The sequence below is a fragment of the Paenarthrobacter sp. NPDC090522 genome (assembly GCF_044769225.1).
Lineage (GTDB): Bacteria > Actinomycetota > Actinomycetes > Actinomycetales > Micrococcaceae > Arthrobacter.
The window spans coordinates 216,274-242,676 of record NZ_JBIVXL010000001.1; the positions used below are offsets into that span (position 1 = coordinate 216,274).

28 protein-coding genes are annotated in these 26,403 nt (G+C 63.4%); 14 read left to right on the plus strand and 14 right to left on the minus strand.

The genetic code is table 11. The annotated features are described in order from the left end of the window. Window position 1 precedes the first annotated feature (1 nt). Window positions 2-940 (minus strand): ABC transporter permease, encoded by a 939-nt coding sequence (locus ACIQT2_RS00975; protein ID WP_402942721.1) that lies wholly within the window; start codon window positions 938-940, stop codon window positions 2-4. An 81-nt stretch (window positions 941-1,021) separates the two neighbouring features. Between ACIQT2_RS00975 and pdxA the strand changes: the two genes are divergently transcribed. The 3 genes from pdxA (at window position 1,022) to ACIQT2_RS00990 (ending at window position 4,883) form a co-directional block, all read left to right on the plus strand. Next, window positions 1,022-2,302, plus strand: coding sequence for a 4-hydroxythreonine-4-phosphate dehydrogenase PdxA (pdxA, locus tag ACIQT2_RS00980; protein ID WP_402943117.1), 1,281 nt, complete (start codon window positions 1,022-1,024; stop codon window positions 2,300-2,302). A gap of 40 nt (window positions 2,303-2,342) precedes the next feature. Then, entirely contained in the window at window positions 2,343-3,503 is a 1,161-nt protein-coding gene (locus ACIQT2_RS00985; protein WP_402942723.1) for a serine hydrolase domain-containing protein, read from the plus strand. A gap of 78 nt (window positions 3,504-3,581) precedes the next feature. Beyond that, window positions 3,582-4,883, plus strand: a complete 1,302-nt coding sequence (locus tag ACIQT2_RS00990; protein ID WP_402943120.1) for an MFS transporter — start codon at window positions 3,582-3,584, stop codon at window positions 4,881-4,883. Between the two features lie 13 nt (window positions 4,884-4,896). Here the strand turns inward: ACIQT2_RS00990 and ACIQT2_RS00995 are convergent, their stop codons facing one another. From ACIQT2_RS00995 to ACIQT2_RS01010, 4 genes are all read right to left on the minus strand, one after another. Continuing rightward, window positions 4,897-5,250 (minus strand): TraR/DksA family transcriptional regulator, encoded by a 354-nt coding sequence (locus ACIQT2_RS00995; protein ID WP_400332129.1) that lies wholly within the window; start codon window positions 5,248-5,250, stop codon window positions 4,897-4,899. Window positions 5,251-5,326: 76 nt separating this feature from the next. After that, window positions 5,327-5,755 (minus strand): VOC family protein, encoded by a 429-nt coding sequence (locus tag ACIQT2_RS01000; protein ID WP_400332126.1) that lies wholly within the window; start codon window positions 5,753-5,755, stop codon window positions 5,327-5,329. A gap of 89 nt (window positions 5,756-5,844) precedes the next feature. Further along, the gene (locus ACIQT2_RS01005) at window positions 5,845-6,300 is read right to left on the minus strand and encodes a VOC family protein (protein WP_402942727.1); all 456 of its coding nucleotides are present in this window, start codon (window positions 6,298-6,300) and stop codon (window positions 5,845-5,847) included. 120 nt (window positions 6,301-6,420) lie between these two features. Further along, window positions 6,421-6,798 carry a VOC family protein gene (locus ACIQT2_RS01010; RefSeq protein WP_402942729.1) on the minus strand — a complete coding sequence of 126 codons (378 nt, stop codon included), beginning with the start codon at window positions 6,796-6,798 and terminating at the stop codon, window positions 6,421-6,423. Between the two features lie 122 nt (window positions 6,799-6,920). Between ACIQT2_RS01010 and ACIQT2_RS01015 the strand changes: the two genes are divergently transcribed. Continuing rightward, window positions 6,921-7,310, plus strand: a complete 390-nt coding sequence (locus tag ACIQT2_RS01015; protein WP_402942732.1) for a DUF3054 domain-containing protein — start codon at window positions 6,921-6,923, stop codon at window positions 7,308-7,310. A 73-nt stretch (window positions 7,311-7,383) separates the two neighbouring features. Further along, window positions 7,384-7,662 (plus strand): Lrp/AsnC family transcriptional regulator, encoded by a 279-nt coding sequence (locus tag ACIQT2_RS01020; protein WP_018777675.1) that lies wholly within the window; start codon window positions 7,384-7,386, stop codon window positions 7,660-7,662. A 24-nt stretch (window positions 7,663-7,686) separates the two neighbouring features. On the opposite strand, the gene trpD is transcribed toward ACIQT2_RS01020, so the two are convergent. After that, entirely contained in the window at window positions 7,687-8,757 is a 1,071-nt protein-coding gene (trpD, locus tag ACIQT2_RS01025) for an anthranilate phosphoribosyltransferase (protein WP_402942736.1), read from the minus strand. Between the two features lie 148 nt (window positions 8,758-8,905). Here trpD and ACIQT2_RS01030 point away from each other — a divergent pair, with 148 nt between their 5' ends. The 4 genes from ACIQT2_RS01030 to ACIQT2_RS01045 all read left to right on the plus strand — a co-directional run bounded on the left by ACIQT2_RS01030 (window position 8,906) and on the right by ACIQT2_RS01045 (window position 13,238). Beyond that, window positions 8,906-9,544, plus strand: a complete 639-nt coding sequence (locus ACIQT2_RS01030) for a heme-copper oxidase subunit III (protein ID WP_397321701.1) — start codon at window positions 8,906-8,908, stop codon at window positions 9,542-9,544. Window positions 9,545-9,630: 86 nt separating this feature from the next. Continuing rightward, entirely contained in the window at window positions 9,631-10,419 is a 789-nt protein-coding gene (locus ACIQT2_RS01035) for a c-type cytochrome (RefSeq protein ID WP_397321700.1), read from the plus strand. A 97-nt stretch (window positions 10,420-10,516) separates the two neighbouring features. After that, complete coding sequence (locus tag ACIQT2_RS01040; protein ID WP_397321699.1) at window positions 10,517-11,587, plus strand: Rieske 2Fe-2S domain-containing protein; 1,071 nt, start codon at window positions 10,517-10,519, stop codon at window positions 11,585-11,587. Then, the gene (locus ACIQT2_RS01045) at window positions 11,565-13,238 is read left to right on the plus strand and encodes a cytochrome bc complex cytochrome b subunit (RefSeq protein ID WP_402942740.1); all 1,674 of its coding nucleotides are present in this window, start codon (window positions 11,565-11,567) and stop codon (window positions 13,236-13,238) included. The genes ACIQT2_RS01040 and ACIQT2_RS01045 overlap by 23 nt, the downstream gene beginning before the upstream one ends. A 97-nt stretch (window positions 13,239-13,335) precedes the next feature. On the opposite strand, the gene ACIQT2_RS01050 is transcribed toward ACIQT2_RS01045, so the two are convergent. Further along, window positions 13,336-14,124: a GntR family transcriptional regulator gene (locus ACIQT2_RS01050; protein ID WP_397321697.1), complete on the minus strand. Its 789-nt coding sequence runs from the start codon at window positions 14,122-14,124 to the stop codon at window positions 13,336-13,338. A gap of 161 nt (window positions 14,125-14,285) precedes the next feature. On the opposite strand from ACIQT2_RS01050, the gene ACIQT2_RS01055 reads away from it, so the two are divergent. Next, window positions 14,286-14,579, plus strand: coding sequence for an HPr family phosphocarrier protein (locus ACIQT2_RS01055; RefSeq protein WP_400332109.1), 294 nt, complete (start codon window positions 14,286-14,288; stop codon window positions 14,577-14,579). Window positions 14,580-14,689: 110 nt separating this feature from the next. Here ACIQT2_RS01055 and ACIQT2_RS01060 read toward each other — a convergent pair whose 3' ends face one another. The 5 genes from ACIQT2_RS01060 to ACIQT2_RS01080 form a co-directional block, all read right to left on the minus strand. Then, window positions 14,690-15,091, minus strand: coding sequence for a cytochrome c oxidase subunit 4 (locus ACIQT2_RS01060; RefSeq protein WP_400332106.1), 402 nt, complete (start codon window positions 15,089-15,091; stop codon window positions 14,690-14,692). Continuing rightward, window positions 15,088-16,809, minus strand: a complete 1,722-nt coding sequence (gene ctaD / locus ACIQT2_RS01065; protein ID WP_387437250.1) for a cytochrome c oxidase subunit I — start codon at window positions 16,807-16,809, stop codon at window positions 15,088-15,090. The genes ACIQT2_RS01060 and ctaD overlap by 4 nt, the downstream gene beginning before the upstream one ends. Before the next feature lie 10 nt (window positions 16,810-16,819). Next, window positions 16,820-17,689 (minus strand): cytochrome c oxidase subunit II, encoded by an 870-nt coding sequence (coxB, locus tag ACIQT2_RS01070; RefSeq protein ID WP_397321694.1) that lies wholly within the window; start codon window positions 17,687-17,689, stop codon window positions 16,820-16,822. Between the two features lie 183 nt (window positions 17,690-17,872). Beyond that, a complete protein-coding gene (locus ACIQT2_RS01075; RefSeq protein WP_387437248.1) occupies window positions 17,873-18,262 on the minus strand; it encodes a HesB/IscA family protein in 390 nt (129 codons plus the stop codon). A gap of 138 nt (window positions 18,263-18,400) precedes the next feature. Further along, window positions 18,401-19,855 (minus strand): dipeptidase, encoded by a 1,455-nt coding sequence (locus ACIQT2_RS01080; protein WP_402942745.1) that lies wholly within the window; start codon window positions 19,853-19,855, stop codon window positions 18,401-18,403. 113 nt (window positions 19,856-19,968) lie between these two features. Between ACIQT2_RS01080 and ACIQT2_RS01085 the strand changes: the two genes are divergently transcribed. After that, window positions 19,969-20,562 (plus strand): DUF3043 domain-containing protein, encoded by a 594-nt coding sequence (locus ACIQT2_RS01085; protein WP_397321692.1) that lies wholly within the window; start codon window positions 19,969-19,971, stop codon window positions 20,560-20,562. Between the two features lie 74 nt (window positions 20,563-20,636). On the opposite strand, the gene ACIQT2_RS01090 is transcribed toward ACIQT2_RS01085, so the two are convergent. Next, window positions 20,637-21,713 (minus strand): quinone-dependent dihydroorotate dehydrogenase, encoded by a 1,077-nt coding sequence (locus tag ACIQT2_RS01090; RefSeq protein WP_402942748.1) that lies wholly within the window; start codon window positions 21,711-21,713, stop codon window positions 20,637-20,639. 67 nt (window positions 21,714-21,780) lie between these two features. Here ACIQT2_RS01090 and ACIQT2_RS01095 point away from each other — a divergent pair, with 67 nt between their 5' ends. Genes ACIQT2_RS01095 through ACIQT2_RS01105 form a run of 3 tightly spaced genes read left to right on the plus strand, consistent with a single transcriptional unit; the run spans window position 21,781 to window position 25,565 of the window. Then, entirely contained in the window at window positions 21,781-23,460 is a 1,680-nt protein-coding gene (locus tag ACIQT2_RS01095) for an FAD-binding dehydrogenase (RefSeq protein ID WP_402942751.1), read from the plus strand. 9 nt (window positions 23,461-23,469) lie between these two features. Then, complete coding sequence (locus ACIQT2_RS01100) at window positions 23,470-24,495, plus strand: alpha/beta hydrolase (protein ID WP_402942754.1); 1,026 nt, start codon at window positions 23,470-23,472, stop codon at window positions 24,493-24,495. Continuing rightward, entirely contained in the window at window positions 24,492-25,565 is a 1,074-nt protein-coding gene (locus ACIQT2_RS01105; protein WP_400332091.1) for an alpha/beta hydrolase, read from the plus strand. Before ACIQT2_RS01100 ends, ACIQT2_RS01105 begins: the two co-directional genes overlap by 4 nt. A gap of 15 nt (window positions 25,566-25,580) precedes the next feature. Here the strand turns inward: ACIQT2_RS01105 and ACIQT2_RS01110 are convergent, their stop codons facing one another. Continuing rightward, window positions 25,581-26,402, minus strand: coding sequence for an isoprenyl transferase (locus ACIQT2_RS01110; protein ID WP_402942758.1), 822 nt, complete (start codon window positions 26,400-26,402; stop codon window positions 25,581-25,583). Window position 26,403 lies beyond the last annotated feature (1 nt).

Below are 26,403 nucleotides of genomic sequence, written 5' to 3' on the forward strand. Positions count from 1 at the left end.
CTCAGGCACCCTTCTTCTTGCGGCGCGGACGGTCGCGGAGGCCGTCACCGAGGAGGTTGACGCCTACCACCATCAATACGATCACCAGGCCGGGCAGTGTGACCATCCACCAGGAGGTTGTGATGTAGTCCTGTCCATCGGAAATGATGCGACCCCAGGTGGCGAAGGGACGCTGCGGACCGGCGCCGAGGAAGCTGAGGGCGCTTTCCAGCAATACCGCCTGGGCCAGGAGCAGCAGGACAACCAGCGTGGCCTGCTTGATGACGTTGGGAATGATGTGCTGGATCAGGATCTGGATGCGGTGCAGGCCCAGGATGCGGGCTGCGGAAACGTAGGGTTTCTCCCGTTCCACCAACACCATGGACCGGGTGAGCCTGGCGACTTCAGGCCATTGGGCGATGGCGATCACGAACGTGATCACCGGGATGGAGGGGCCGAAGAGCGCCACCACCAGCAGCAGCATCATGAGCAGGGGCAACGACATCTGTGCTTCCAGGATGCGCGAAACCACAGTGTCCACCCAGCCGCCAAAGTAACCCGCGGCGGCGCCAAGGATGATGCCGATGGCACCGGACACCACCACGGCGAGGACTCCGATGGTCAGCGAGACCTGGCCACCGTGGAGGACGCGGGACAGCAGGTCGCGGCCGAGTTGGTCGGTGCCGAACAGGTGGCCATCCACCAAGGGCGCCAGGCGCCGGGCGGACAAGTCCTGGTGGTTGGCGTCCGGGAGGGGAAGTACCTGTGCCAGCAGGATGGGGATGATGACGATCAAGGTGCACACGGCACCGATGCGGATCTTCCATTTGGCGGCGTTCCTGCGGCGCGTGGCACCGGCCTTGGCGATGATCGCCTTGGTGACCGCGCTGGGGGAAGGCCTGCGCTCCGGCTGTCCGGCCGGGACTTCGGCCGGGGTGGTTGCGGTAGGACTGGTGCTCATGCTGCTGCCGCCTTTCCAAGACGAACACGGGGATCCAGGAGGGGGTAGGCCGCCCATGACGATCCTGCACCCGACCTCATCCTGACCGGGGGCGAGACGGCGCGGGAGGTGCTTGATGCCCTGGATATCGCTTCGCTCCAGCCCCTCGCTTCAGTGCAGCACGGCGCCGTCATCAGTGTGGCCGACGATGGCCGGCTGGTCGCCACCAAACCCGGCAGCTTCGGCACCAAGGATGTCCTGTCGCAGCTGTACCTCAGTATCCGGAACCTTAGGAGCGGCTCGTCTCCCCAGCCGCCCGCAGACAACCATTCCCCCTCGAACGACGGAGCAACCATGACTTCAACCTCTGCCCACCACGACAACCGGCCGTTTATCGCCGTCACCATGGGTGACGGCGCAGGCGTAGGCCCCGAAGTCACCGTCGGGGCCCTGCTGGCCGAAAATGCCTACGACGACTGCCGGCCGGTTGTCATCGGCGACGCGTACCGGCTCCGCCTCGGGGCACAAGCCCTGGGTGCAGCTGCGGACATTGTGGAAATCACGTCCGTTCCGGACGCCGTCTTCGAACCGGGCCGCATCAATGTCATTGACCCCAAGCTCCTCTCTCCCGATCTCGAGTGGGGCAAGGAATCAGCCGAAGCGGGCAACGCCGCCTACCAATACATCCGGATCGCATGCGAACTGGGGATGGACGGGCAGGTGCAGGGTATCTGCACCGCTCCCCTCAATAAGGCCGCATTGCACATGGCCGGCCATGTGTACCCGGGACATACGGAACTTCTTGCACACTTCATGGGAATCGACGAGGTGTCAATGATGCTCTCCACCCCCAAGGTCAAAGTCATCCACGTCACCACCCACATCGGGCTCATTGACGCCATCAACAAGATCGAACCCGGCCTGGTGGAACGGACCATCCGCCGCGGCCACGGCGCCATGCAGCGGGCAGGTATTGCTGATCCGAAGATCGGCGTGTGCGCCATCAACCCCCACGCCGGCGAGAACGGACTGTTCGGTTACGGCGAAGAAGCGGAGAAAATTACTCCTGCCATCGAGAAGGTCCAGGCAGACGGTATCGACGCCCGTGGCCCCCTTCCCGCCGACACCGCATTCTTCCTGGCCGGACGCGGCGACTACGACCTCATCGTGGCCATGTACCACGACCAGGGCCACGGCCCGGTCAAGGTGCTGGGCATCGAGGCCGGCGTCAACATCACGGTTGGACTGCCCGTTATCCGCACCTCAGTGGACCACGGCACGGCCTTCGATATTGCCGGAAAGGGCGTCGTTGAGGTCGGCAGCATGATCGAAGCACTGAGGCAGGCCGCGGAAATGTCTCCGAGTCCAGCACCCCGCATGTAAGGCGCTGGATTTTGCTGTGCGCCCGGCGTAGAACGGGCTTATGGCCACCAGGCGCGGGCGGTTCCTGCTGGCCCTTTGCCTCAGTTTGTGGTTCCTGGGCGGATGCACGGCCGGCCCACCGGAGCCGTCGCCCCTGCCTGCCCCGGCGCCCGGTACCACAGACTCGCTTGAGCGGACGGTCCTGCATTTCCTGGAGGACGGCGTCACGTCCGTTGTTGTCCAGGTCCGGTGGCCCGGGGGTGAATGGTCCAAGGCATACGGTGTCCGGAACCTGTCCACCAACGATCCCGCACGGCCATTGGACAGGTTCCCGGCCGGCGGCCTGACCCAGTCCATGGTGGCCGCCGAAGTCCTCAAATTGGTGGATGAACACCGGCTGAGCCTCGATGGGCCGATCAATGATGCCCTCGCCCGCGTGGCACCGGAACTGAAACCACCAGGCGTTGTGACACTGCGGCAATTGCTGAACCATACGTCAGGTTTGCCCGACTTCTCGGACGAGTCATTCCGCGGGTCCAGGGCGGGCGGGACCCTCCAAGCACACATCAGCTCGCAGGATGGCCTGCGGTTGGCTGCCAGACTGCCATGGGAATCCTTCAACACCGGATTCTTCAACTATTCGGAGTCCAACTACCTTGCCCTCGGGTTGTTGATCGAGGACGCCCGCTCGCGTCCCCTGGACGAGATCCTCCAGAACGATCTGTTCCGTCCGATGGGCATGGAAAAAACCACCCTTTCCGGGCCTGACCGGGGAGCCCGGGACAACCTTCACGGCTATGTCATGGACGGCAACCGGCAGGTTGATGTCACACAGGCCGACTATTTGGTGGGCTCCCCCGCCGGTGGCGTAGTGTCCACCACCGCGGACATCAACAACTTCTACCGCAGCCTGTTGTCGGGCCGCATCGCTTCCCCCGGGCTGGTCCGGGAAATGAAGGAAACGGGCAACGGCAACTACGGCCTGGGGCTCCAACGCTTCAGCATTGGTTGCTCCGGCGAACACAGGTACGGCAGCACCGGCCGCGTGTTCGGCTACCTTTCTGCGTCGATCAGCAGCGACGACGGCGGCAGCCAGGTCACCATGGGGCTGGCCCTGCCGCCGCTGCCCGTTGATGACCCCGTGGCGGACCGGCGCATAGGACTTTACGCCTCGCAAATGGTCTCCGCGGCGCAGGAAACGCTGGATCACTTGTGCCAGTGACAAGCTCTGGCGGAGCACGCACATCGGGACGAGAATGGGCACGTGGCCCACCCTCGTGCTGAAGGAAGCGGCGACACCATGAACGATGCCGCCCGGAAAATCCAGCGTGTCTATCTGACGCTGACGCTGGGAAACACCATCGCCGCGTCGTTCATTTGGGGCATCAACACCCTTTTCCTGCTTGACGCCGGCCTCAGCAACCTCGAAGCCTTCGCCGCAAATGCTTTCTTCACCGCCGGCATGGTCCTGTTCGAAGTCCCCACGGGAGTGGTTGCCGATGGCTGGGGACGCAGGGTCTCCTTCCTCCTGGGCACCATCACCTTGGCGGCGTCCACGTACTTGTACTACGTGATGTGGCAAATTTCGGCGCCGTTCTGGATGTGGGCCGTCGTTTCAGTGCTCTTGGGACTCGGCTTCACGTTCTTCTCCGGCGCGGTGGAGGCCTGGCTGGTGGATGCCCTCCGCTTCTCGGGCTATGAAGGCGGGCTCGAGACCGTGCTCGGCCGGGGCCAGATGGTCCAGGGCGTAGCCATGCTGCTTGGGTCCGTGGCAGGTGGCGTCATTGCCCAGGCCACCAACCTTGGCGTGCCGTTCCTGTTGCGCGTCCTGGTTTTGGTGGCGATGTTCGCCGTGGCTTTCTGGTTGATGCACGACGTCGGCTTCTCGCCTGAGCGGTCGACGCACCCCTTGGAGGCCACCCGGGCAGTCCTGGCCGCTTCGATCGACAACGGCCTGAAAAACCCGCCCGTCCGCTACGTGATGCTCGCCGCGCCCTTCAGCGCCGGCGTCGGAATCTATGTCTTCTACGCACTGCAGCCATATCTGCTGGACTTGTTCGGCGATCCGCACGCGTATTCGATTGCGGGGCTCGCCGCCGCGATCGTGGCGGGTTCGCAAGTGCTGGGAGGGTGGCTCGCACCGCTCGCCCGCAGGCTCTTCCATAAGCGGACCTCGGTCCTGATCCTCGGCAGCGTGGTGGGCGCCGTGATCCTGCTGGTCCTCGGATTCACCCGCGTGTTCTGGATTGCGCTGGTGCTGCTCGCCCTGTGGGCTGTAGTGGGGTCCGCTGCCACCCCCGTGCGCCAGGCCTATGTCAACGACCTCATCCCGTCCAAACAGCGTGCCACGGTCCTGAGCTTTGATTCCCTGATGGGATCCAGTGGCGGCGTCGTGGTGCAGCCCCTGCTGGGACGCGGCGCCGACCTCTATGGCTACCCGGCCTCACTGGCCATGGCTGGAGTCATCGAGATCATTGCCGTCCCGTTCCTCATCGCCAGCCGGCGGCAGTCCGCCTCAGCCGATCGGTCGACTTCCACTCCGGCCGGCACTGACCAACAGGGGCCAGCAAAGGACGAATGGCAGCCCGGACCGGCGGCCTAGCAGGACGGAACTGTCAGCGACCGGCTGAGGCGTGATTGACGCAGTACGGCGTCCACGGCCGGGCATCAAGCCGTCCCTCCGGTATCTGCACCCCACAAACGATGCATATCCCGAAGGTACCGGCTTCGATGCGCGCCAGGGCTTCCTCGATCTGGCCCAGTCCGGCGCGGCTTTGCTCCATCAGCGCTGAGGCCTGCGAGAGCTCAAAGGCGATCGTGCTGCCCTCGGGGTCGTGCTCGTCGTCGACATTCGAGTCCAGCCTCGCCGCACTGACCGAGGCAATGTCACCGCGAAGGGCGCCCAGCAAGGCCAGCTTCGCGTCCCGCTCACGCTCCAAAAGGACGCGGAAACGCTGGACATCAACCATGGTCCTCCTCGGTACCCAGATAGGTGTGCCCTCCCCGGAACTCCGGGAAGGGCACCTCGACTGCCTGCGGTAGAAACTACTGGGCCGGCTGGTCTCCGGCAATATTCACCAGCCAGGCAATGCCGAACTTGTCAACGCACATGCCAAAGACGTCACCCCAGGGGGCGCTCTCGAGGGGCATGGTGACGGTGCCGCCATCAACCAGCTTGTCCCAGTAGCCGCGGAGTTCTGCTTCATCCGACGACTCACCGCTGAGGGACACGGAGATGTTGTTTCCCGGGTTGTAGTCCATGCCGTTGGGCGTATCCGAAGCCATCAGCGTCAGGCCATTCGGCGAGACAAGCATGCCGTGCATCACTTTGTCGGCTTCGGCGGGATCCTGGCTGGCCTGGTAGTCGCCGAACGTACTGATGGTCAGTTCTCCGCCGAAGACGGTTTCGTAGAAAGTGATGGCGTCACGGGCGTTGTCGCGGAAAGAGATATAGGGGTTGAGGCGCGATGTCATGGCAGTGTTCTCCTCATGGTTGTGTTGGGCGCGCTGGTCGCCGTGCGGCCATGCTAGCAGCGGCATCAGGTGCCTGTCGCGCAGTCTTTTCAGTCGCCGTCGTAGGCCTTCCGAAGAGCTGCGATGTCAAGCTTCCGCATCTTCATCATGGCTTCCATGGCACGGCGCGCACCCTCGGGATCCGGTCCGGTGAGGACGTCCGTAAAGCCTTTGGGAATAACCTGCCAGGAGAGCCCGTACTTGTCCTTCAGCCAACCGCACATGCTTTCCTCCCCGCCCACCAGCAGGGCCTCCCAGTAGCGGTCCACCTCTTCCTGCGAATCGCAGTTGATCACCAGCGAAACAGCCTCGTTGAAGGTGAAGGCCGGGCCGCCGTTCAGGGCCATGAACTGCCGCCCCTCAAGCTCGAACTCCACCGTCAAGGGCTGGCCGTCCGGCCCCGGCATGGACTGCCCCATGACTGCGTTGTCAAAGGTCGAGGTGTAGAACCCGGCTGCTTCCGCTGCCTGGCCGTCGAACCACAAACACGTGGAAATCTTCTGCATTGCCTTGGTCCTCCCATGTGACTCGGGACAAGCCGTCCCCGGTTGAGGCTAGCGCTCCGGCGCGTTCGGGACAATGCCCGACGGCGGCACGGGTCACCGGCCCTGTTCCGCGAAATGCTCCTAGTCGCCGGACGTCCGGATCCGGCTCACCAGGCCCACGGTATTGCCCTCGCTGTCCTCCACGAACGCCATCCATTCCTCCGATCCCGCCGGGCCTAGCCGATCGTCCTCGTGGACGAAGATGACGTGCGGTTCTGCGAGTATCCGCACTCCCTTGGCGCGAAGCCCTTCAACGGACGAGTGGAGGTCTGCTACCTCCAGGTAGACCAACGCCGACGGCGCGCCCTTCTCCAGCAGGAGACGGACGCCACCGACATCGAAGAACAAGAGGCCGGGCGGATCAAAGACGGCCTGGGGTTCCCTCCCGAGGAGCGAGGAATAGAACTCCGCTGCCCGTTCCAGGTCCTCGGCGCGTTGGGCGACTTGGATGAACCGCATGATCAACCTCCATGATGGCCTGCCAGGCTTCTTCCGCAGCCATCGTCCCCATAAGGAGCCCGCCGATCAAGGGAAGTTCCCCTGCTTCGCGATATTCGCCGCGCACGGATAGTGTCGGTTGCATGCCTACCCCCAAGAGCCGGTGGATTTTCGCTGCCACCGGTGACCTCATCCTGATCCTTGTTTTCGCCGCCATAGGACGTGACGCCCACGCCCGGGGCGACATCATCGGCGGTGCTTTCCTCACCGCCTGGCCGTTCCTCGTGGGTGCCGCCGCAGCTTGGCTGGCCCTGCGGGTGTGGTCCAGGCCTTTTGCACTCTGGCCCTCCGGTGTGGCCGTATGGATGGGCGCGCTCATTGGAGGAATGCTGCTCAGGGCACTCACCGGCCAAAGCGTCGTATTGCCCTTCGTGATCGTGGCACTCCTTGCCCTGGGCATCCTGTTCCTGGGTTTCCGCGGGATTGTGGCGATCGCCAGCAGGCTTTCGAGGAAACGCCACAGCCGCTCCTGACAGGGACCGGAACAGACCATATGCACTAGGCTGGAGAACGTCCGCAATGACGCTTTTTTCGGAAAGGCCCCCCGTGATCACCGCATTTGTCCTGATCAAGACCGACGCTTCCCGTATCCCGGAAACCGCCGAACAAATCTCGGCCATCCAGGGCATCAGCGAGGTCTATTCAGTGACTGGCGAATGGGACCTGATCGCGGTGGCACGCGTGTCCAAGCATGAAGACCTGGCAGACGTCATCGCGGACCGTTTGTCCAAGGTTCCGTCGGTGGTCCACACCACCACGCACATCGCCTTCCGCGCCTACTCGCAGCACGACCTCGACGCTGCCTTTGCGCTCGGATTTGAGTAAATCTCCGGGGATCCTGTCCGGAAATTACCCCGGAGCCTGGCTCCGGCTGAGGTCCGTCCATTTTGCCAGGACGCCGGCGGCCGCACCGGAATCGACGGACTCGGCAGCACGGCCGAAAGCAGCCCGCATCCGGTCCGCGAGCGTTCCCTCCGCGGCAAGGTCAGCAGCGACAAGCCCCGCGGCCGCGTTCAGCAGCACGGCATCACGTACGGGGCCGGTCTTGCCGTTGAGGATGTCCCGCACCACCTGGGCATTGGCCGCGGCATCACCGCCGCGGAGGTCCGCCACGGTGGACGGGCGGATTCCAAGGTCCGTCGGCGAGAAGACCTGTTCGGCAACCACACCGTCTCGGATCTCCCAGACAGTCGAGGGGCCCGTTGGAGTCAGTTCATCCAGTCCGTCGTCACCACGGAAAACGAGTCCGCGGCTGCCACGCCGCGCAAGAACGCCTGCCACCAGGGGTGCCATGCGGACATTGGCCACACCCACAGCGGAAGCCTGCACGTGGGCAGGATTGGTCATGGGCCCCAGGAAGTTGAAGGCCGTAGGAACGGCAAGTTCCCTGCGGGGAACAGCGGTATGCCGGAAGGACGGGTGGAAGACCTGCGCGAAGCAGAAGGTGATTCCTGCCTCCTCCGCATTGCGGGCCACCTGCTCTATGGACAAGTCCAAACGGACCCCGAGCGCTTCGAGGACGTCGGCGGAACCCGAGGCGGAAGATGCGGCACGGTTGCCGTGCTTAACGACCTTGGCCCCGGCGCCGGCAGCAACAAGGGCCGCCATGGTGGAAATGTTCACCGTGTTGAGGCGGTCGCCGCCGGTACCAACAATGTCCAGCTTCTCACCGGAGATTTCTATGGGGTTTGCGTTCTGGACCATGGCTTCCACCAGGCCCGCAAGTTCTTCCACGGTCTCACCCTTGGAGCGCAGGGCTACGAGGAAGCCGGCGATCTGCGCCGGAGTCGCATCTCCGGCCATGATCGTGTTCATGGCCCACTGCGTGTTCTCCACCGCAAGGTCGTCGCCATTGATCAGTGCAGAGATGAGCCCTGGCCAGGTGTTGCTGGCTGCAGGTGCCGATGCCGGAGAAGTCACTCCCCGATGCTATCGACCGAGCAGCGCCGATGACCAATGTGAACCTGCCCGGGAACTTTTCCGCGCGATTTCGCGTCTTTGTAGAAAAAGTCTCCCCAAACGGTGGTTTGCATTGGGAACTCTGGACTTTTACAGACATAATGTCCTTGTGACATCTGCGACCCATGCCCCCAGTACCCCGGCGCACCCGACGCTGAACCGCCCCAACCTGGTTTCTGTTGGAACCGTTGTTTGGCTGTCCAGTGAGTTGATGTTCTTCGCCGGCCTCTTTGCCATGTACTTCACCCTGCGTTCCACGTCCGGAGCGCTGTGGGCCGAAGAGACGGCCAAGCTCAACTTCCCGTTTGCGCTCGTAAACACCATCGTCCTCGTGGCCAGTTCCTTCACTTGCCAGATGGGCGTGTTTGCTGCCGAACGGCTCGAACCGCGCCGCACGGGCGGCCCTTTCCAGTTCACCCGCTGGGGCATGAATGAATGGTTCATCCTCACCTTCATCATGGGTGCCTTCTTCGTAGCCGGTCAGACCACGGAATACGCCATGCTCGTCTCCGAGCACGTTTCGTTGTCCTCTAACGCCTACGGTTCCGCCTTCTACATGACCACCGGCTTCCACGGCCTCCACGTCATCGGCGGTTTGATCGCGTTCCTCTTCATCATTGGCCGCGCCTTCGCAGCCAAGAAGTTCGGACACTTTGAAGCTACCTCGGCGATCGTCACCTCGTACTACTGGCACTTCGTCGACGTCGTGTGGATCGGCCTCTTCCTGGTCATCTACGTCCTCAAGTAGCCGGCCTTGACTCTTTTTCTACAAGAGGCAGAATTTCAAGAAGCGGCTCACGGAGCCGACGCAGGATCGAATAAAGGAACCACCACGTGAAGGCACTCTCGCAGAAGCGACGTCACCCACTGGCAGCCATTGCACTGCTGCTGATGGGCCTCCTCCTCACTGGTGGGCTTTACGCCATTGCCACTTCCGTCAACCAGGCCAAGGCCGACACCACGAGCTACAGCGCCAGTGACGTAGAGGAAGGCGGCAAGCTCTTTGCCGCCAACTGCGCCACCTGCCACGGCATGGGTGCAAGCGGTACCCAGGACGGCCCTTCGCTGGTCGGTGTGGGTGCAGCAGCAGTTGACTTCCAGGTTGGCACCGGCCGTATGCCCATGCAGATGAACGGCCCGCAGGCCCAGAAGAAGCCCGTTCAGTTCAACGACGAGCAGACCAAGCAGCTCTCGGCCTACGTCGCATCCCTCGGCGCTGGCCCGGCCATCCCTGAGGAGCACCTCCTGGATGAGAAGGGTGACGCTGCCAAGGGTGGCGAGCTCTTCCGTGTGAACTGCGCCATGTGCCACAACGCCGCAGCCGCAGGTGGTGCACTGACCCGCGGTAAGTTCGCACCCGCCCTTGCCGATGTCACCGGCAAGCACATCTATGAGGCAATGGCCACGGGACCGCAGAACATGCCCGTGTTCAACGACTCGAACGTCACCCCGGAAGACAAGCGCGACATCATCACCTTCCTCAAGACCATCGAAGCAAACGGATCGCCCGGTGGAGCCGACCTCGGCTCGCTCGGTCCGGTGTCTGAGGGCCTGTTCGTGTGGGTGGCCGGTCTTGGCGTGATCATAGCCTTCACCATCTGGCTGACGTCCCGTACGTCCTGATCCAGGCGGAAACAATCTTCTGCTGCACTGACAGCAGTTTTGAACTGAAAACAAACCCGGCGCAGGCCGGGACAACGAGAGAAGGATGAGGCGAATTATGGGCAACCATAGTGACGGCAGTCCGAACCACTCGGGCACCGTAGCTACGGCTGGTCAGAATGAGGTGGAGAAGTTCCAGGATCCTGGTCTTCCTCCGCATCGTTTGCGCCTGGCTGACACGGACCCGGTAGCCGCAAAGCGCGCCGAGCGTCAGGTAGCCATTCTGTTTGGCATTTCCGTCATCGGCACCCTGGTGTTCCTGGTGGCGTACTTCGCCATCGATCTGGGCGAGGACTCCACGATCGCGACGATCCGCACGCAGAACCTGCTGCTTGGCCTGGGCACCGCCTTCGCCATGCTCGGTATCGGCACCGGAATCGTCCACTGGGCCAAGGCACTCATGCCGGACCACGAAGTATCGGAAGAGCGCCACGCCATCCGCACGGAGGAAGACCGCCAGGCGGCCGTCCGCATCGTGGATGACATCGTCGAAGAGACCGGCATCAAGCGCCGCCCGCTGATCCGCAACACGCTCCTTGGAGCTGTAGCACTGGCTCCCCTGCCGGCGCTGGCCATCTTCGGGGACCTCGGCCCCCGTCCGGATGACAAGCTGGCGCACACCATGTGGGCTCCGCAGGATGGCAAGCTCAAGCGCCTCACCCGCGACCCCGATGGCACCCCCATCAAGGCATCGGACGTCACCATCGGTTCTGCCTTCCACGTCATTCCCGAGGGCCTCAACGAACTTCACGAGGGCAAGCTCAACGAGAAGGCCAAGGCCGTCGTGTTGCTCATGCGCCTCGACCCGAACTCGTTGCACCCGTCCGAGGGCCGCGAAAACTGGAGCTACAACGGCATTGTTGCCTACTCCAAGATCTGCACGCACGTTGGTTGCCCTGTTGCTCTCTACGAGCAGCAGACCCACCACCTCCTGTGCCCCTGCCACCAGTCCACGTTCGACCTGACGCAGGAATGCAAGGTCATCTTTGGACCGGCCAGCCGTCCGCTTCCCCAACTGCCCATCGCAGTTGACGCAGAGGGCTACCTCGTCGCCACAAGCGACTTCAAAGAACCTGTAGGACCGAGTTACTGGGAGCGTGACGAGCATGAGCGCCTCATCAACAGCTGAAGCCCCCTTCGTAGCGAAGACCAAGGTTGGCCGTTTTACTGACTTCGTGGACGAGCGTGTAGGTGGCTCCGGTATCCTGCGCGAATTCGGTCGCAAGGTCTTTCCCGACCACTGGTCATTCATGTTCGGTGAGGTGGCGCTGTATTCCTTCGTCATCCTGCTGATGTCCGGAACGTTCCTGACGTTCTTCTTCGATCCCTCCATGGCGGAAACGCACTACCAGGGTTCGTACACGCCGTTGTACAACGTCGAAATGTCCGTGGCCTACAACTCGTCGCTGAACATCTCCTTCGACGTTCGCGGCGGCCTCTTCATGCGCCAGGTACACCACTGGGCGGCCCTGCTGTTCGTAGCCTCCCTCGGTGTCCACATGCTGCGCGTCTTCTTCACGGGTGCATTCCGTAAGCCGCGTGAAATGAACTGGGTTGTTGGTGGCGTCCTGCTCATCCTGGCGATGGCCGCAGGCTTCACCGGCTATTCCCTCCCCGATGACCTGCTGTCCGGCAACGGCCTGCGCATCATCGACGGCGTGATCAAGTCCATCCCGGTCATCGGCACGTACATCTCGTTCTTCCTCTTCGGCGGCGAGTTCCCGGGTACGGCCATCATCGGCCGCCTGTACGTCCTGCACATCCTGCTCGTGCCTGCCCTGATCCTCCTGATGATCGTCGTGCACTTGTTCATGGTTGTGGTCCACAAGCACACCCAGTACCCGGGCCCGGGCCGTAACGACGGCAACGTTGTTGGCTACCCCCTCGGTCCTGTCTACGCAGCCAAGGCCGGCGGCTTCTTCTTCATCGTCTTCGGTGTCCTGGCTCTCATGGCGGCCGCTTTCACCATCAACCCGATCTGGAACTACGGCCCCTACGACCCCTCCCCGGTTTCGGCTGGTACCCAGCCTGACTGGTACATCGGGTTCGTTGACGGCGCCCTGCGTTTGATGCCTGGTGTTGTGAATGGTTTCCACTTCGAGTACATCATCTTCGGGCACACGCTGACGCTGAACGTGCTTCTGCCGGCACTGGTCCCGGCGGGCATTATCTTCACGGTGCTGTTCATGTACCCGTGGATCGAGCGTTGGATCACCAAGGACAACCGTGAGCACCACGTTCTCGACCGTCCCCGCAACGCTCCGACGCGTACGGCCATCGGCGTCGCCGGCTTCACCTGGTACTGCGTCATGTGGGCAGCTGCCGGATCCGACCTCATCGCGACGCACTTCCACGTTTCGCTGAACGATGTCACATATTGGCTGCGTGCGCTGTTCTTCGTGGGTCCGGTCATCGCGTTCATCGTCACCAAGCGCATCGCCCTCGCCTTGCAGCGCAAGGACCGCGAAATCGCACTCCACGGCCGCGAAACCGGTCGCATCGTGCGACTCCCCCATGGTGAGTTCATTGAGGTCCATGCACCGCTTGACGAGTACAAGCGCTACAAGCTCGTTGGATTCGAGTCACCGGCTCCGCTGCCTGCAGAACCGAACGAGCACGGCGTGGTCACCCGCAAGGAAAAGCGTCGCGCTGCTCTCTCCAAGTGGTTCTTCGAGGACAGGGTTGCCCCGGCGACACCTGCCGAACTCGAGGCCGCACATGCTCACGGCCACCACGAGGCCATTGAAGCTGGTTCCGACCAGAAGAGCCTCCGCCACTAGCTGAAACCGCCGAAAGGGCGGGTCCGATCCCCAAGGATCGGACCCGCCCTTTCTGCATATCCGGCCGCTGCCCTGCGTGCCGGAGCAAGTGATGCTGCTACTGCGTCCTGTAGCCCGACGAATAGTTCCTGGTAGGCCGCACACCGGGCCTCTGCAGGGGTATCCACAGCTTGTACCTGTCCGCACGATAGTAGGAGACCGAGTAGTCCACCATGGCACGGGCCACGAAGGCGTGGCGCTGGATTTTCAACAGCGGCGAGCCGACGTCCACGTTCAAGAGCCGTGCCGTGGATGGTGAGGCCGCCGTCGCTTCGATCATGTCCTCGCCCCACTCCATCACCAAGCCGAAGCGCTCACTGAGGACGTTGTAGAGGGACGTTGGTGGTGCATCGTCCAACAGCCCGGGGACACGGTGTGCGGGGATGAAGTTCTCATCCACGCTCATGGGCTCATTGTCGGCGAGGAGCAACCGGCGGAAGCGCACCAGGGGTGTGCCCTCCTCCAGTTGCAGTTCCCTCGCCAGGAAGGCGCTGGCCGCGATTTGCTCAAAGCTGAGCACCTTCGCAGCCGGTACCATGCCACGGCGCTGCATTTCCTCGCTGTAGGACGTCAGCTTCACCTGGAGGTCCAGTTTGGGTTTCTTGACGAAGGTCCCCAAGCCCACAACCCGTTCCAGCACTTCCTCGCCCACCAAGGCGTCGATGGCTTGGCGCACGGTCATCCTGGCGAGGCCGAAGCGCAGCGACAGATCCCGCTCCGAGGGCAAGGAAGAACCCGGTGGGCAGGACTGCCCAATGAAGGCCCGGAGGATCTCCCTGAGCTGAATGTAAATGGGCGTACTGCTGGTGCGGTCAATCTCGCCGGCGATGTTCGCTGCTTCAGGCACAACGTCTCCCAACCGATGTTTGGCTCATACAACAAGGGTAAGTCAGTCGTGCGGAGGTCTAGACCAGTAACGGTCGCAATATCGGCAAAGGGAATAGCGGCAGCTAGGCTTGAATTGATCCCCTACCCCAACGGGTCTAACGCCCAACGCTAGGAGCTGGCTTGCCGCAGCTGAAATCCTTTGTCGCCGCCGAAATCGGGCTTCACGCCCGGGCGGCGGCCGTTTTTGTCCGCGCCGTCACGGAGACGGGCCTTCCCGTCACCATCCGAAAGATCGATGGCCAGCCGGTGGATGCCAGGTCCCTCCTGGAAGTCATGACCGAAGACTTCGCCCACGGCTGCGAGGTTGTCCTGGAAGTCACCCAAGACACCCCTGAAGGCCCGCAGACGGCGTTGCAAGCCGCAGATGCACTCTCAGCACTCTCCGCCATTCTTGAGGCTTCGGAGGCCCACTGAGCGGCCGCCAAGTGCCGGTGAGAATCAGCGGGGCGGCACCTGCACAAACATGAAAAACGACGTCGGCCCCCACCATAAGGTGGGGGCCGACGTCGTAATGACTGTGTTGCTTAGTGGGCGTGGTCGCCGCGGCTGTACTCGAAGACCCAGCCGACGAGTGCGACGACGGCAAGACCAGCAGCAACGAACGTGACCCAGAAGCCAATTGCCAGGCCCAGGAAGCCGCCTGCGCAGGCAAGGCCCAGAACCAGGGGCCACCAGCTCCAGGGGCTGAAGTGACCCTGCTCGCCGGCACCCTCGTGGATTTCCGCGTCGGGGCGGTCTTCGGGACGCATGCCGACACGCCGGCCGGTGAAGCCAAGGTAGGCACCAATCATGCCCGCCAGGCCACCCACGAGCAGGATGCCGAGCACGCCAACCCATTCAGTCCATCCGGTCAGGATGCCGTAGACGATGGTCACGGGGACGAAGAAGAAGACTCCGGCACCGAAAAGCCAGGATTCGATTTTCACTTGCGGACGTCCTTCTGGTCTGCGTTGCCGAGAACGGCAGCTGCGGGCGAGGGGGCTTCTGCGGTGTGGACCTGTGCAAGCTCGGGGTGGTGAAGGTCCAGGGCCGGACGCTCCGAACGGATCCGGGGCAGGGAGGTGAAGTTGTGACGCGGCGGCGGGCAGGACGTTGCCCACTCAAGCGAGGCACCGAAGCCCCAGGGATCGTCAACTTCAACCTTCTTGTTGCTGCGCCAGGTGATGTACACGTTCCAGAAGAACGGCAGCAGGGAGGCACCCAGGACGAAGGAGGAAATCGTGGAGAACTGGTTCATCCAGGTGAAGTTGTCCTGCGGCATGTAGTCGGCGTAACGGCGGGGCATACCTTCAACACCGAGCCAGTGCTGGATCAGGAACGTTCCGTGGAAGCCAAGGAACAGCAGCCAGAAGTGGATCTTGCCGAGGCGCTCGTTGAGCATCTTGCCTGTCCACTTGGGCCACCAGAAGTAGAAGCCGGCGAACATTGCGAAGACGACGGTACCGAACACCACGTAGTGGAAGTGTGCCACCACGAAGTAGGAGTCGGAGACGTGGAAGTCCAGCGGCGGCGAAGCCAGGATGATGCCGGTGAGGCCACCGAAGAGGAAGGTCACCAGGAAGCCGATGCTCCACAGCATGGGGGTCTCGAAGGTGATGGACCCCTGCCACAGCGTTCCGATCCAGTTGAAGAACTTCACGCCGGTAGGGACCGCGATGAGCATGGTCATGAAGGCGAAGAACGGCAGCAGCACGGAACCGGTTACGTACATGTGGTGCGCCCATACCGTGACGGACAGGGCCGCAATGGCGATGGTTGCGTAGACGAGGCCCTTGTAACCGAAGATCGGCTTGCGGCTGAAGACCGGGAAGATCTCAGAGACGATGCCGAAGAACGGCAGCGCGATGATGTACACCTCGGGGTGGCCAAAGAACCAGAACAGGTGCTGCCACAGGACCGCGCCACCGTTTTCGGGATCGAAGATGTGCGCGCCGAAGCGGCGGTCGGCACCGAGTGCAAAGAGCGCAGCAGCGAGCGGCGGGAAGGCCATCAGCACCAGGATGGCCGTAACCAGCGTGTTCCAGGTGAAGATCGGCATACGCCACATGGTCATGCCGGGAGCACGCATGCAGATGATGGTGGTGATGAAGTTGACGGCACCGAGGATGGTTCCGAAACCTGACAGCGCGAGGCCGAAGACCCACAAGTCACCACCAACACCCGGACTGAATGTCGTGTTGGACAACGGAGCGTAGGCGAACCAACCGAAGGACGCAGCACCCTGGGGGGTGATGAAGCCGGAGACGGCGATGGTGGAACCGAACAGGAAGAACCAGAAGGCCAACGCGTTCAGACGCGGGAACGCGACGTCCGGTGCACCGATCTGGAGCGGCATGATCACGTTGGCGAAGCCGGCGAACAGCGGCGTCGCGAACATGAGGAGCATGACCGTGCCATGCATGGTGAACATCTGGTTGTACTGTTCCTTGGTCTGCAGGATCTGCATGCCGGGTTCGAACAGTTCAGCACGGATGAGCAGCGCCATGACGCCGCCGAGGCAGAAGAACACGAACGACGCGATGAGGTACATGTACCCGATGGTCTTGTGGTCCGTGGAGGTGATCCAGTTGACGACGATGCGTCCCTTGGATTTAGGAACTACGGGAGCCTCTAGGGTCCCGGCGGATTGAGTGTAAGTAGCCACGTCGCTCCCCTTACTTTTCGTTCAGGTTCGGGTTGCGGTCGTATTCCGCACCGAGCAGGCCCGTGTTGCCCTCTTGGCGAAGCTGGTCCATATGAGCCTGGAATTCGGACTCGGAGACAACCTTGACGCGGAAGAGCATTTCGGAGTGGTATTCACCGCAAAGCTCAGCACACTTACCGTCGAAGGTGCCTTCCTTGGTGGGGGTGAAACGGATGTAGTTGGTCTTGCCGGGGATCATGTCGCGCTTCTGCAGGAAGGCGGGAACCCAGAAGGAGTGGATGACATCGCGGGAGTTGAGCTCCAGGTCAACCGACTTGTTGACCGGCAAGTACAGGGTGGGGAGGAGATCCTTGTTGACCTCGTTGCCCGTCAGGTGGGCCTGGACGCCGGCCTCGTGGAGGTCCTCGGAAATAACCTGGCCCTGCTTGTAGTTGAAGTCCCAAGCCCACTGCTTGCCACGGACGTCAACGACGACGTCTGCGGGCTGCGAACGGTCATCGATCGCGCGCTGGTCCTGGTCGGTGAAGTAGAAGAACACCAGCACCATGAACAGCGGGATGGTCAAGTAGAAGACCTCGAGCGGCAGGTTGTAGCTGAGCTGCTTCGGGAAACCGGTGGTGCCCTTGCGGCGGCGGTAGGCAATGATGCACCAGACCAGCAGGCCCCACGTGATGATACCGACTGCCAAGGCGGCGATCCATGAGTTGACCCAGAGGTCCATGATCCGGTCAGTGTGGTTGGTGGTGCCGCGCTCTGTAGGCAGCCAACCCTTCTCTACCTCTGGTGAACATCCGGTCAAAACCAACGCGCCGGCTAGTGCCAAGCCAGTGATCGAGGTGATCTTTATGCGTCGGCTGCCGGTTCGGTTCTGCGAACTCACAGACGGCCCTTCCTCTTGTTGCTGTCGCCCGGCAGGCCAAAGGCCCACCGGGCACACTAAAAGTTTTACTACCCGATGTAGAGCTTACCGCTATGAAGCGGTTTTCGCGCACATGTCGGCGCCGTGGCTCCGAACGCGGTCAAACACGTTCGGGACGGCGCCGACATGCGGCGATGGCTCACGTCAGTGGAACGAGTCGCCGCAAGCGCACGAGCCGCCAGCGTTCGGGTTGTCAATGGTGAAGCCCTGCTTCGAGATGGTGTCCTCAAAGTCGATGCTCGCTCCGCTGAGGTAAGGGACGCTCATTTTGTCCACGACAACCTCGACGCCGTCGTAGTCCCGTACGGCGTCGCCGTCGAGCAGGCGCTCATCGAAGTAGAGCTGGTAGATCAGGCCCGAGCAACCGCCCGGCTGGACTGCAACGCGCAGGCGCAGGTCAGTACGCCCTTCCTGTTCCAGGAGGCTGCGGACCTTGCCTGCTGCGACGTCGGTCAGGTTGACCTCGTGCGTGGGAAGCTCTTCGCTCTCGGCGAGCTGTGCTCCAGTGCTGTTTTCGTTGGTTGCAGTGCTCATTGGCCTACCTTCTTATAACGCGCTTGGCGGCGGCGCCGGGGACGCTGCCTGCCCTTACCCAATTACGTACGGGTTATAGCTCCATGCTACGTCGCGCAGGCGCTGAGCTATAACTCCTGACGTAACCACGGCCCGCAGTTACTTGTTCCCGTTCAACCTGGCCAGCATCAGCGCCTCGGCCAATACGGCGTGCCGGAAGTCCTCAAGGTGCAGTGATTCGTTGGCGCTGTGGGCCCGGCTGTCCGGATCCTCCACGCCGGTGACCAGAATCTGGACCTCGGGGTAGACCTCCATCAAATCGGCGATGAACGGGATGGAACCCCCTATGCCCATTTCGACGGGCTCCACTCCCCAAGCCTGGCCAAGCGCCCACAACGCCACCTGCGCTGTTTCGGAACTGGTGTCCGTCGAGAATGCATTGCCCCGCTCCCCCGGGGTGAAGGTGACCTTTGCACCGAACGGCGCGTGGGCGTGGACGTGCCGCTCCAGGGCGTCCATGGCTGCTTCCGGATCCTGCCCGGGCGCCAGGCGCATGCTGAATTTTGCCCGGGCTGCTGGAATCAGCGTGTTGGAGGCAACGGCCACAGCCGGCGCGTCGATGCCGATGATGGACAGTGCCGGCTTGGTCCACAGGCGCGAGGCGATGGTGCCGCTGCCGGCCAGCTGCACGCCGTCGAGCACGGACGCATCAGCACGGTAGTCGGCTTCGGCCAGGTCAACGGCAACCTCGTCACGGGACACCAACCCCTCGACGGCCACATTGCCGTGCTCGTCGTGGAGGGTTGCGATGAGGCGGGAGAGCAGGGTGGGCGCATCCAGCACAGGCCCACCAAACATTCCCGAATGGACGGCGTGCTCCAGGACCCGTACTTCGAACGTTCCGTCCACGAGTCCGCGAAGGCTGGTGGTGAGGGCAGGAACGCCCACTTTCCAGTTGCTGGAATCAGCCACCACAATCACGTCGGAGCGCAGCAGCTCTTTGTGTTCCTCAAGGAACGTGCGGAACGTAGGCGAGCCAGCTTCCTCTTCACCTTCGAAGAAGAAGGTCACGCCAAGGCCAAAGTCCTCGCCCAGGACTTTTACGGCGGCGCTGTAGGCCGCAAGGTGCGCCATGATGCCGGCTTTGTCATCGGCAGCACCCCGCCCATAGAGTCGCCCTTCGCGCTCCTCCGCCACGAACGGCTCCGACGTCCAGAGCGAACGTTCACCCGGAGGCTGGACGTCGTGGTGGGCGTACAGCAGGATGGTGGGCTTTCCGTCGCGCGCGGGCCGGTGGGCGACGACAGCCGGCCCACCGGGCGTTCCGTCGGCTTTTGCGGCCCGCAGGATCCGGACGTCCTCCATGCCCGATTCGCGCACCAGTGCCGCGACGGCTTCGGCGCTGCGGTCAAGTTCCGCAGGGTCGAAGCTGGCCCACGCGATACCCGGGATGGACACCAGGTCCTTGAGGGCTGAGACCGTCCCGTCGAAATGCCCGTTGACGGCTGTGTTGAGTGCGACGGTGTCCACACCGTCCACGGATTGGCCCGCGACCGGGGTGGTGTCGGAGTTCCCTGGCGTGTTCTGCGGGTTCCCCGCATGTGCTGAAGTCATGCCCCACACCTTACCGCCGGGTAGCTCCCCGCATGGTGAGGCACGGCACCCCCCACCTTCGCTCCAGCCCCGTACGTAACGTGCGCCACCAGCCCGCGCTGTATTCTGTAGTGGTGTTCGGACGCAAAAAGGAAGAGCCAAGCGCTCAATCAGTAGTTGACCAGGCCCACGCCGCCGCCCAGGACCCCGTTATTGGGAAGGGCGCACCCACGCCCAAACGAAAGGCCCAGGAAGCGGCACGCAAGCGCCCCCTGGTGCCAACGGACCGCAAAGCCTCCAAGGAGGCAGAGCGGGTGGCCATCCAGGACCAGCGGCAGAAGATGCGGCAGGCCCTGGACACCGGCGAGGAAAAGTATCTTCCCCTCAGGGACAAGGGTCCGCAGAAGCGCTTTGCCCGCGACTACGTCGATGCCCGGTTCACCCTCGGCGAGTACCTGATGTTCGGCGCGCTCCTGTTCGTGGTGGTGTCGTTCATCATTCCGTCCAACAGCGCCCAGATCACGTATGTGCTTATCGGTTTCTGGATCATGTTCCTGGCAGTCTTCGTGGATGTCTTCATCCTCTCCCGCCAGCTCCGCAAGCGGCTTACTGCCAAGTTCGGCGAGGTTGAACGCGGCACCGTCTGGTATGGCTGCATGCGCGCCCTCCAGTTCCGCAAACTCCGCCTCCCCAAGCCTCTGGTCAAGCGCGGCCAGTACCCGTCCTAAGAGCACACCAACCTTAATGTGAAGGCCCCGGACCACCCTGGTCCGGGGCCTTCGTGCCTGCCTGGGCCTATCCCCTAAACAGCGCGCTTCCGGATCCTGGCAAGTCCCTTGTTGATGCGTGATGCCCAGAAGGGACCCTCGTAAAGGAATGCCGTGTAACCCTGTACCAGCGTGGCGCCGGCATCCAGCCGTTCCTGGACGTCTTGTGCTGTTTCCACCCCGCCAACGGCGATCAGCACCAACTGGTCCCCCACCGCTTCCTTGAGGCGGCGCAGCACCTCCAGGGAACGCTGCTTCAGCGGTGCACCGGACAGCCCCCCGGCGCCGAGCGATTCCACCTTGGCGGCATCGCTGGCGAGGCCTTCGCGGCCGATGGTGGTGTTCGTGGCGATGATGCCGTCCAGCTTAAGGTCCAACGCCAGCCGGGCGACGTCGTCGATGTCGTCGTTGCTGAGGTCAGGAGCGATCTTGACCAGCAGCGGAACGTGGCGTCCCGCGGATTCGTCAGCCGCGTCACCGACGGCCCGCAGCAGGGGGCGCAGTGTTTCGACGTTCTGGAGCAGCCGCAGCCCCGGCGTATTGGGAGAGCTGACGTTGACCACCAGGTAGTCGGCTGCCGGGGCCAGCCCGCGTGCGCTGACCAGGTAGTCCTCTGTGGCAGCATCGAGTTCCACCACTTTGGTCTTGCCAATGTTGACGCCAATCACCGGCCGCACGCCCGCATGGGCACGCTGCAGGGCGGCCCTCGCGGACTTCAGCCGGGGAGCCACTGCTGCGGCGCCGTCGTTGTTGAAGCCCATGCGGTTGATGACCGCGCGGTCCTCAACCAAGCGGAACAGCCGCGGCTTGTCGTTTCCGGGCTGGGCCTGCCCCGTAATGGTGCCCACCTCGATGTGTCCGAAACCAAGTTCGGAGAGCGCCTCGATGCCATGGCCCTCCTTGTCGAATCCCGCGGCCAGGCCGAACGGAGAGGGGAAGGTCAAGCCCAGCGCCTCGGTGCGCAGCGATGCATCGGGGGCGGTGATCCTGGCCAGGATCCGGCCGGCACCAGTGCGGTGGGCTGCCCGGATGGCCTGGAAACCGATCTTGTGTGCCTTCTCGGCATCCATCCAGGAAAAGGCAAGCTTGAAGAAGGTGGGGTAAACACGCATGATCCTAGTTTTCCGGTTTCCGCACGACTCACCAAACCCGTGACCTGCCTGGGGCTAGCATGTACCCATGCCGCTTCAGGATCGTGACGGACATCATGGAAACCGCATCAACGCAGATGTGCTGGTGGTCGGGGCCGGCCTTTCGGGCCTGGTTGCTGCCGCCACGGCCTATGCAGCGGGCAAGTCCGTGGCCATCCTGGACCAGGAAGGATCCGCATCGCTCGGTGGCCAGGCACACTGGTCGTTCGGTGGCTTGTTCATGGTGGACACCCCTGAACAGCGGCGCCTGGGCGTCAGGGACAGTGCAGAACTGGCCCTCCAGGACTGGTTGTCCTCTGCCGGATTCGATCGCGACGACGATGCCCATGCGCGATGGTGGGCCGAGGCCTACGTTGACTTCGCCTCCGGTGAAAAGCGTTCGTGGCTCAGGAACCTGGGCGTGGGCATCTTCCCGCTCGTGCAGTGGGCAGAACGCGGCGGCTACGGCCCCCAGGGCCACGGAAACACTGTCCCCCGCTTCCACGTCGCCTGGGGAACCGGTCCCGCCGTCGTCGAACCCTTCGCCGCCAAGGTGCGGGAGGGAGTCGCCGCCCGACGCATCTCGCTGCACCTGCGGCACCGCGCAACAACCCTGACCGTCGCCTCGGGCACCGTCACCGGTGTTGGCGGCGACGTTTTGGAACCGACGACGGCGGCGCGCGGCCAGGCTTCCTCGCGTGCCGTCGTCGGGCCTTTCGAAGCGACAGCAGGAGCCGTGGTGGTAGCCACCGGCGGTATCGGCGGCAACCACGAGACGGTGCGCCGCCAATGGCCAGGTGGCCTGGCGCCTCCGGAAATGCTCAGCGGTGTGCCCGCCTCCGTTGATGGCGCCTTCCTGGCGGTGGCGGAGGCCGCGGGTGCTTCGCTGGTCAACGGGGACCGCATGTGGCACTACCCGGAAGGCATCCACAACGACGATCCCGTGTGGCCCAAGCACGGAATCAGGATCCTGCCCGGGCCTTCGTCGCTGTGGTTGGACGCCGAGGGCAGGCAGCTGCCGGCCCCCTTGTTTCCGGGCTTTGACTCCCAGGGCGCGCTCCGCCACATCGTGCGAACCGGACACGGGTACTCCTGGTTCGTCCTGAACCGCACCATCGCCCTGAAGGAACTGGCCCTCTCCGGATCCGAGCAGAACCCGGACCTGACCGGCAAGGACATCCCGTTGTTGCTGGGCCGCCTCAAGCCGCGGGGCGACACGCCCATCGAACGGTTGCTGGAACGGGGCGCGGATTTCGTCCAGGGAACCTCGCCCCGGGAACTGGCCGCCCGCATGAACGCGCTGGCCGGTACGGAACTGATCGACCCGGACTCTTTGGCTGCGCTCATTCATTCCCGCGATCTCCAGGTTTCCAGCGGGCTCGGAAAGGATCCCCAGCTGGCCCAGATTCGTGCGGCCAGGCGTTTCGCGACGGACCGCCTCATGAGGGTGGCTCCCCCGCACCGCCTCACGGACACCGCCCATGGGCCGCTGCTTGCCATCCGGCTGTCGGTGGTTACCCGCAAAAGCCTTGGCGGTTTGCAAACAGACCTGCGTTCGCGGGTCCTGGGCAGCGACGGTTCTCCCATCGCGGGGTTGTACGCCGTGGGAGAAGCTGCCGGATTCGGCGGTGGTGGCATCCATGGTTACAGGGCGCTTGAAGGAACGTTCCTGGGTGGGTGCCTCTTCACCGGCAGGGCGGCCGGTCGAGACGCAGCAGCCAGTGTCTAAGCTGGAGCCATGGAGTGGTCAACGGACATCCTCGGCCCGGACTTCCAGTCCTGCAGCATCCAGGCCCCTGGACCCGGCGGCGCAAGCCGGCGGGCCACCTTGGTGCGCCACAGGCCGGATGCGGTTCCCGACGACAGCAACGGGCAGGGCGCTCCCGTGAAGGGTCGCGGTGCCGTGCTTTTCCTTCATGGGTGGAGTGACTACTTCTTCAATGTTGAACTGGCGCAGTTCTGGGCCCGCCTGGGATACGGGTTCTATGCCTTGGACATGCACAACCACGGCCGGAGCCTGGGTACCGATACCACCGGCGGCTACGTTGCCGACCTCAACGACTACGATGCCGAGATCCAGCAGGTCCTGGACGTCATCCGCAACGACCCCCCGGCGCGGAACGGGCACAATGTGGCGCTTATGGGCCACTCGACCGGTGGCCTCATCGCCGCGCTGTGGGCCAGCCGGCATCCCGGCGCAATCCAGTACTTGATCCTGAACAGCCCTTGGCTGGAAATGCACGGCAATTCGGTGGTGCGCCGGGCCGCGCAGGCCATGGTCCATCCCCTGGCCCGGCTGCGCCCCGAAATGGTGCTGAAGCTTCCGGAGCGGGGCTTCTACTTCCGGAGCATCAGCAGTACGGCCGAAGGGGAATGGCCACTTGATGAGCAATACAGGCCACCGCTGGCCTTTCCGGTCCGGGCGGGATGGCTCCGGGCCGTCCTCGACGGACACACACGGGTGGCGCGCGGGCTGGGGCTGGAGATTCCCGTGCTGGTCCTCACGTCTGCCGCCAGCGCCAACGGCATGGTGTGGCAGGAATCCATGCGCCGCTCCGATGCCGTCCTGGATGTGGATATTATCGCCGTGCGGGCCATGGCACTTGGACAGAGCGTCACGTTGGAGCGGGTGGACGGCGGACTCCATGACGTCTTCCTCTCCGCGCCGAAGGTACGCGCCGATGCGTACTCACGGCTGGCACGGTGGATCCACGGTTTCATGGAGGAGAACACATCTGTCCGCCAAGGGGAAGGCGATACATGACCACCACGGAAGAATCAGTAGGCACCTGGCAACCGGACATCCTCGGAGGTGGCTACCAACGCCTCGACCTGCCCCTGGGGACGGACGAGGAAGGCGAGGTCAAAGCAACCCTGGTCCGGTATCTCCCCGAGCCGGCCGCGCCCCTGCCGCACGGCATCCTGGACTTTTTCCAGGGCTTTGCGCGACGCAAGCGCCGCCACATCCCGCCCGACCCTTCAGCGGCTCCACGCGCGGTCCTCTACCTGCACGGATGGGCCGATTACTTTCTGCAAACCGAACTGGCCGAGTACCTCACGGCCTCGGGATTCCACTTTTACGCCCTGGATCTCCGCAAGTTCGGCCGTAGCCTGCTTCCGGGTCAAACGCCCGGGTACACCTCGGACCTCGCCATCTACGACAACGACATCGCCGCCGCGCTGGACGAAATCGAAGTGGACGTGGCCTCGAGGACCGGCAACCCTGTTCCACCAACGGTGCACATGATCGCCCACTCCCTGGGCGGCCTGATCGCGGCCTTGTGGGCGGACCGCAATCCGGGCCGCATCGGGACGCTCGTGCTGAATTCCCCATGGTTGGAACTCCAGGGCAGCAGCCTGGTACGCAGCATAGCCATGCACCTGATTGAGCCGTTCGCGCGCACGGACCCGAAGCGGCCCTTCCGGTTCCCTGATATGCCCGCCTACTGGGAAAGTGTCAGCAGCGATGCCCACGGAGAGTGGCTGTTGGATCCTGTGTGGCGGCCCCGGGCATCGTTCCCGATCAGGGCCGGCTGGACCAAGGCCGTTCTGGCCGGGCACAGTACGGTGGAGAGGAAACTCAACATCGACGCCCCCGTCCTGGTTCTGTTGTCCGGGCGCACGAGGATCCAAGCCGAATGGACCGCCGAACTCATGCGCGCCGACGCCGTGATCGATGTGGAGGAAACATCCAGAAGGGCCCTCGGCCTGGGCCGGCGCACGGCGGTGTTCCGCTACCCCGGCGCGCTCCACGATGTTTTCCTGTCACGCAGGACCATCCGCCAGCAGGCGTACCGTGACGTCGCTGTGTGGTTGGCGTCCTATCCCTATTGAAATAGCACGACCGCGCTACGTGGCCGAGGGGGCTGCATCCACGGCGCCACCGTAGCGGCGATCGCGCTTGGCATAGATTTCCACAGCGTCCCAGAGGGTCCGCCTGTCCACATCGGGCCACAGTGTGTCCATGAAGACGAACTCCGCGTAGGCCGACTGCCACAGCAGGAAGTTTGACAACCTCTGTTCGCCGGAGCTGCGCAGGAAAAGATCAACGTCGGGAAGATCCGGCTCATCCAGGTACTTCTGGATAGTCTTTTCAGTCACCGAGCCCGGCTTCAGGACGCCCGCCGCCACGTCCTGGGCGATGGCGGATACTGCGTCGGCAATTTCTGCCCGGCCGCCGTAATTAACACACATGGTCAATGTGCAGGTGTCGTTGCCCCGCGTGTAATCCTCCGCCTCTTCCAGTTCGCGGATCACCGACCCCCACAGCTTGGGCCTGCGCCCCGCCCAACGGATCCGGACTCCCCATTCGTCGAGCTGGTTCCGCTGGCGCCGTAGCACGTCCTTGTTAAATCCCATGAGGAAGCGGACTTCTTCCGGCGACCGCCGCCAGTTTTCCGTGGAAAAGGCATAGACACTGACGTATTTGATGCCGAGCTCGATTGCTCCTGCCATGACGTCGAGGAGGGCTGGTTCTCCCGCCTTGTGCCCCTCGATGCGGGGAAGCCCGCGCTGGTTCGCCCAACGACCGTTGCCATCCATGACAATGGCCACGTGCTGCGGAATGAGCTCTTGGGGAATTTCCGGTGGAACTGCTCCCGACGGGTGGGCGTAGGGTGCGGTGACCGGCGCGGTCCGGGCGGGTGATTTGCTCTTCTTACCTAGTACCACT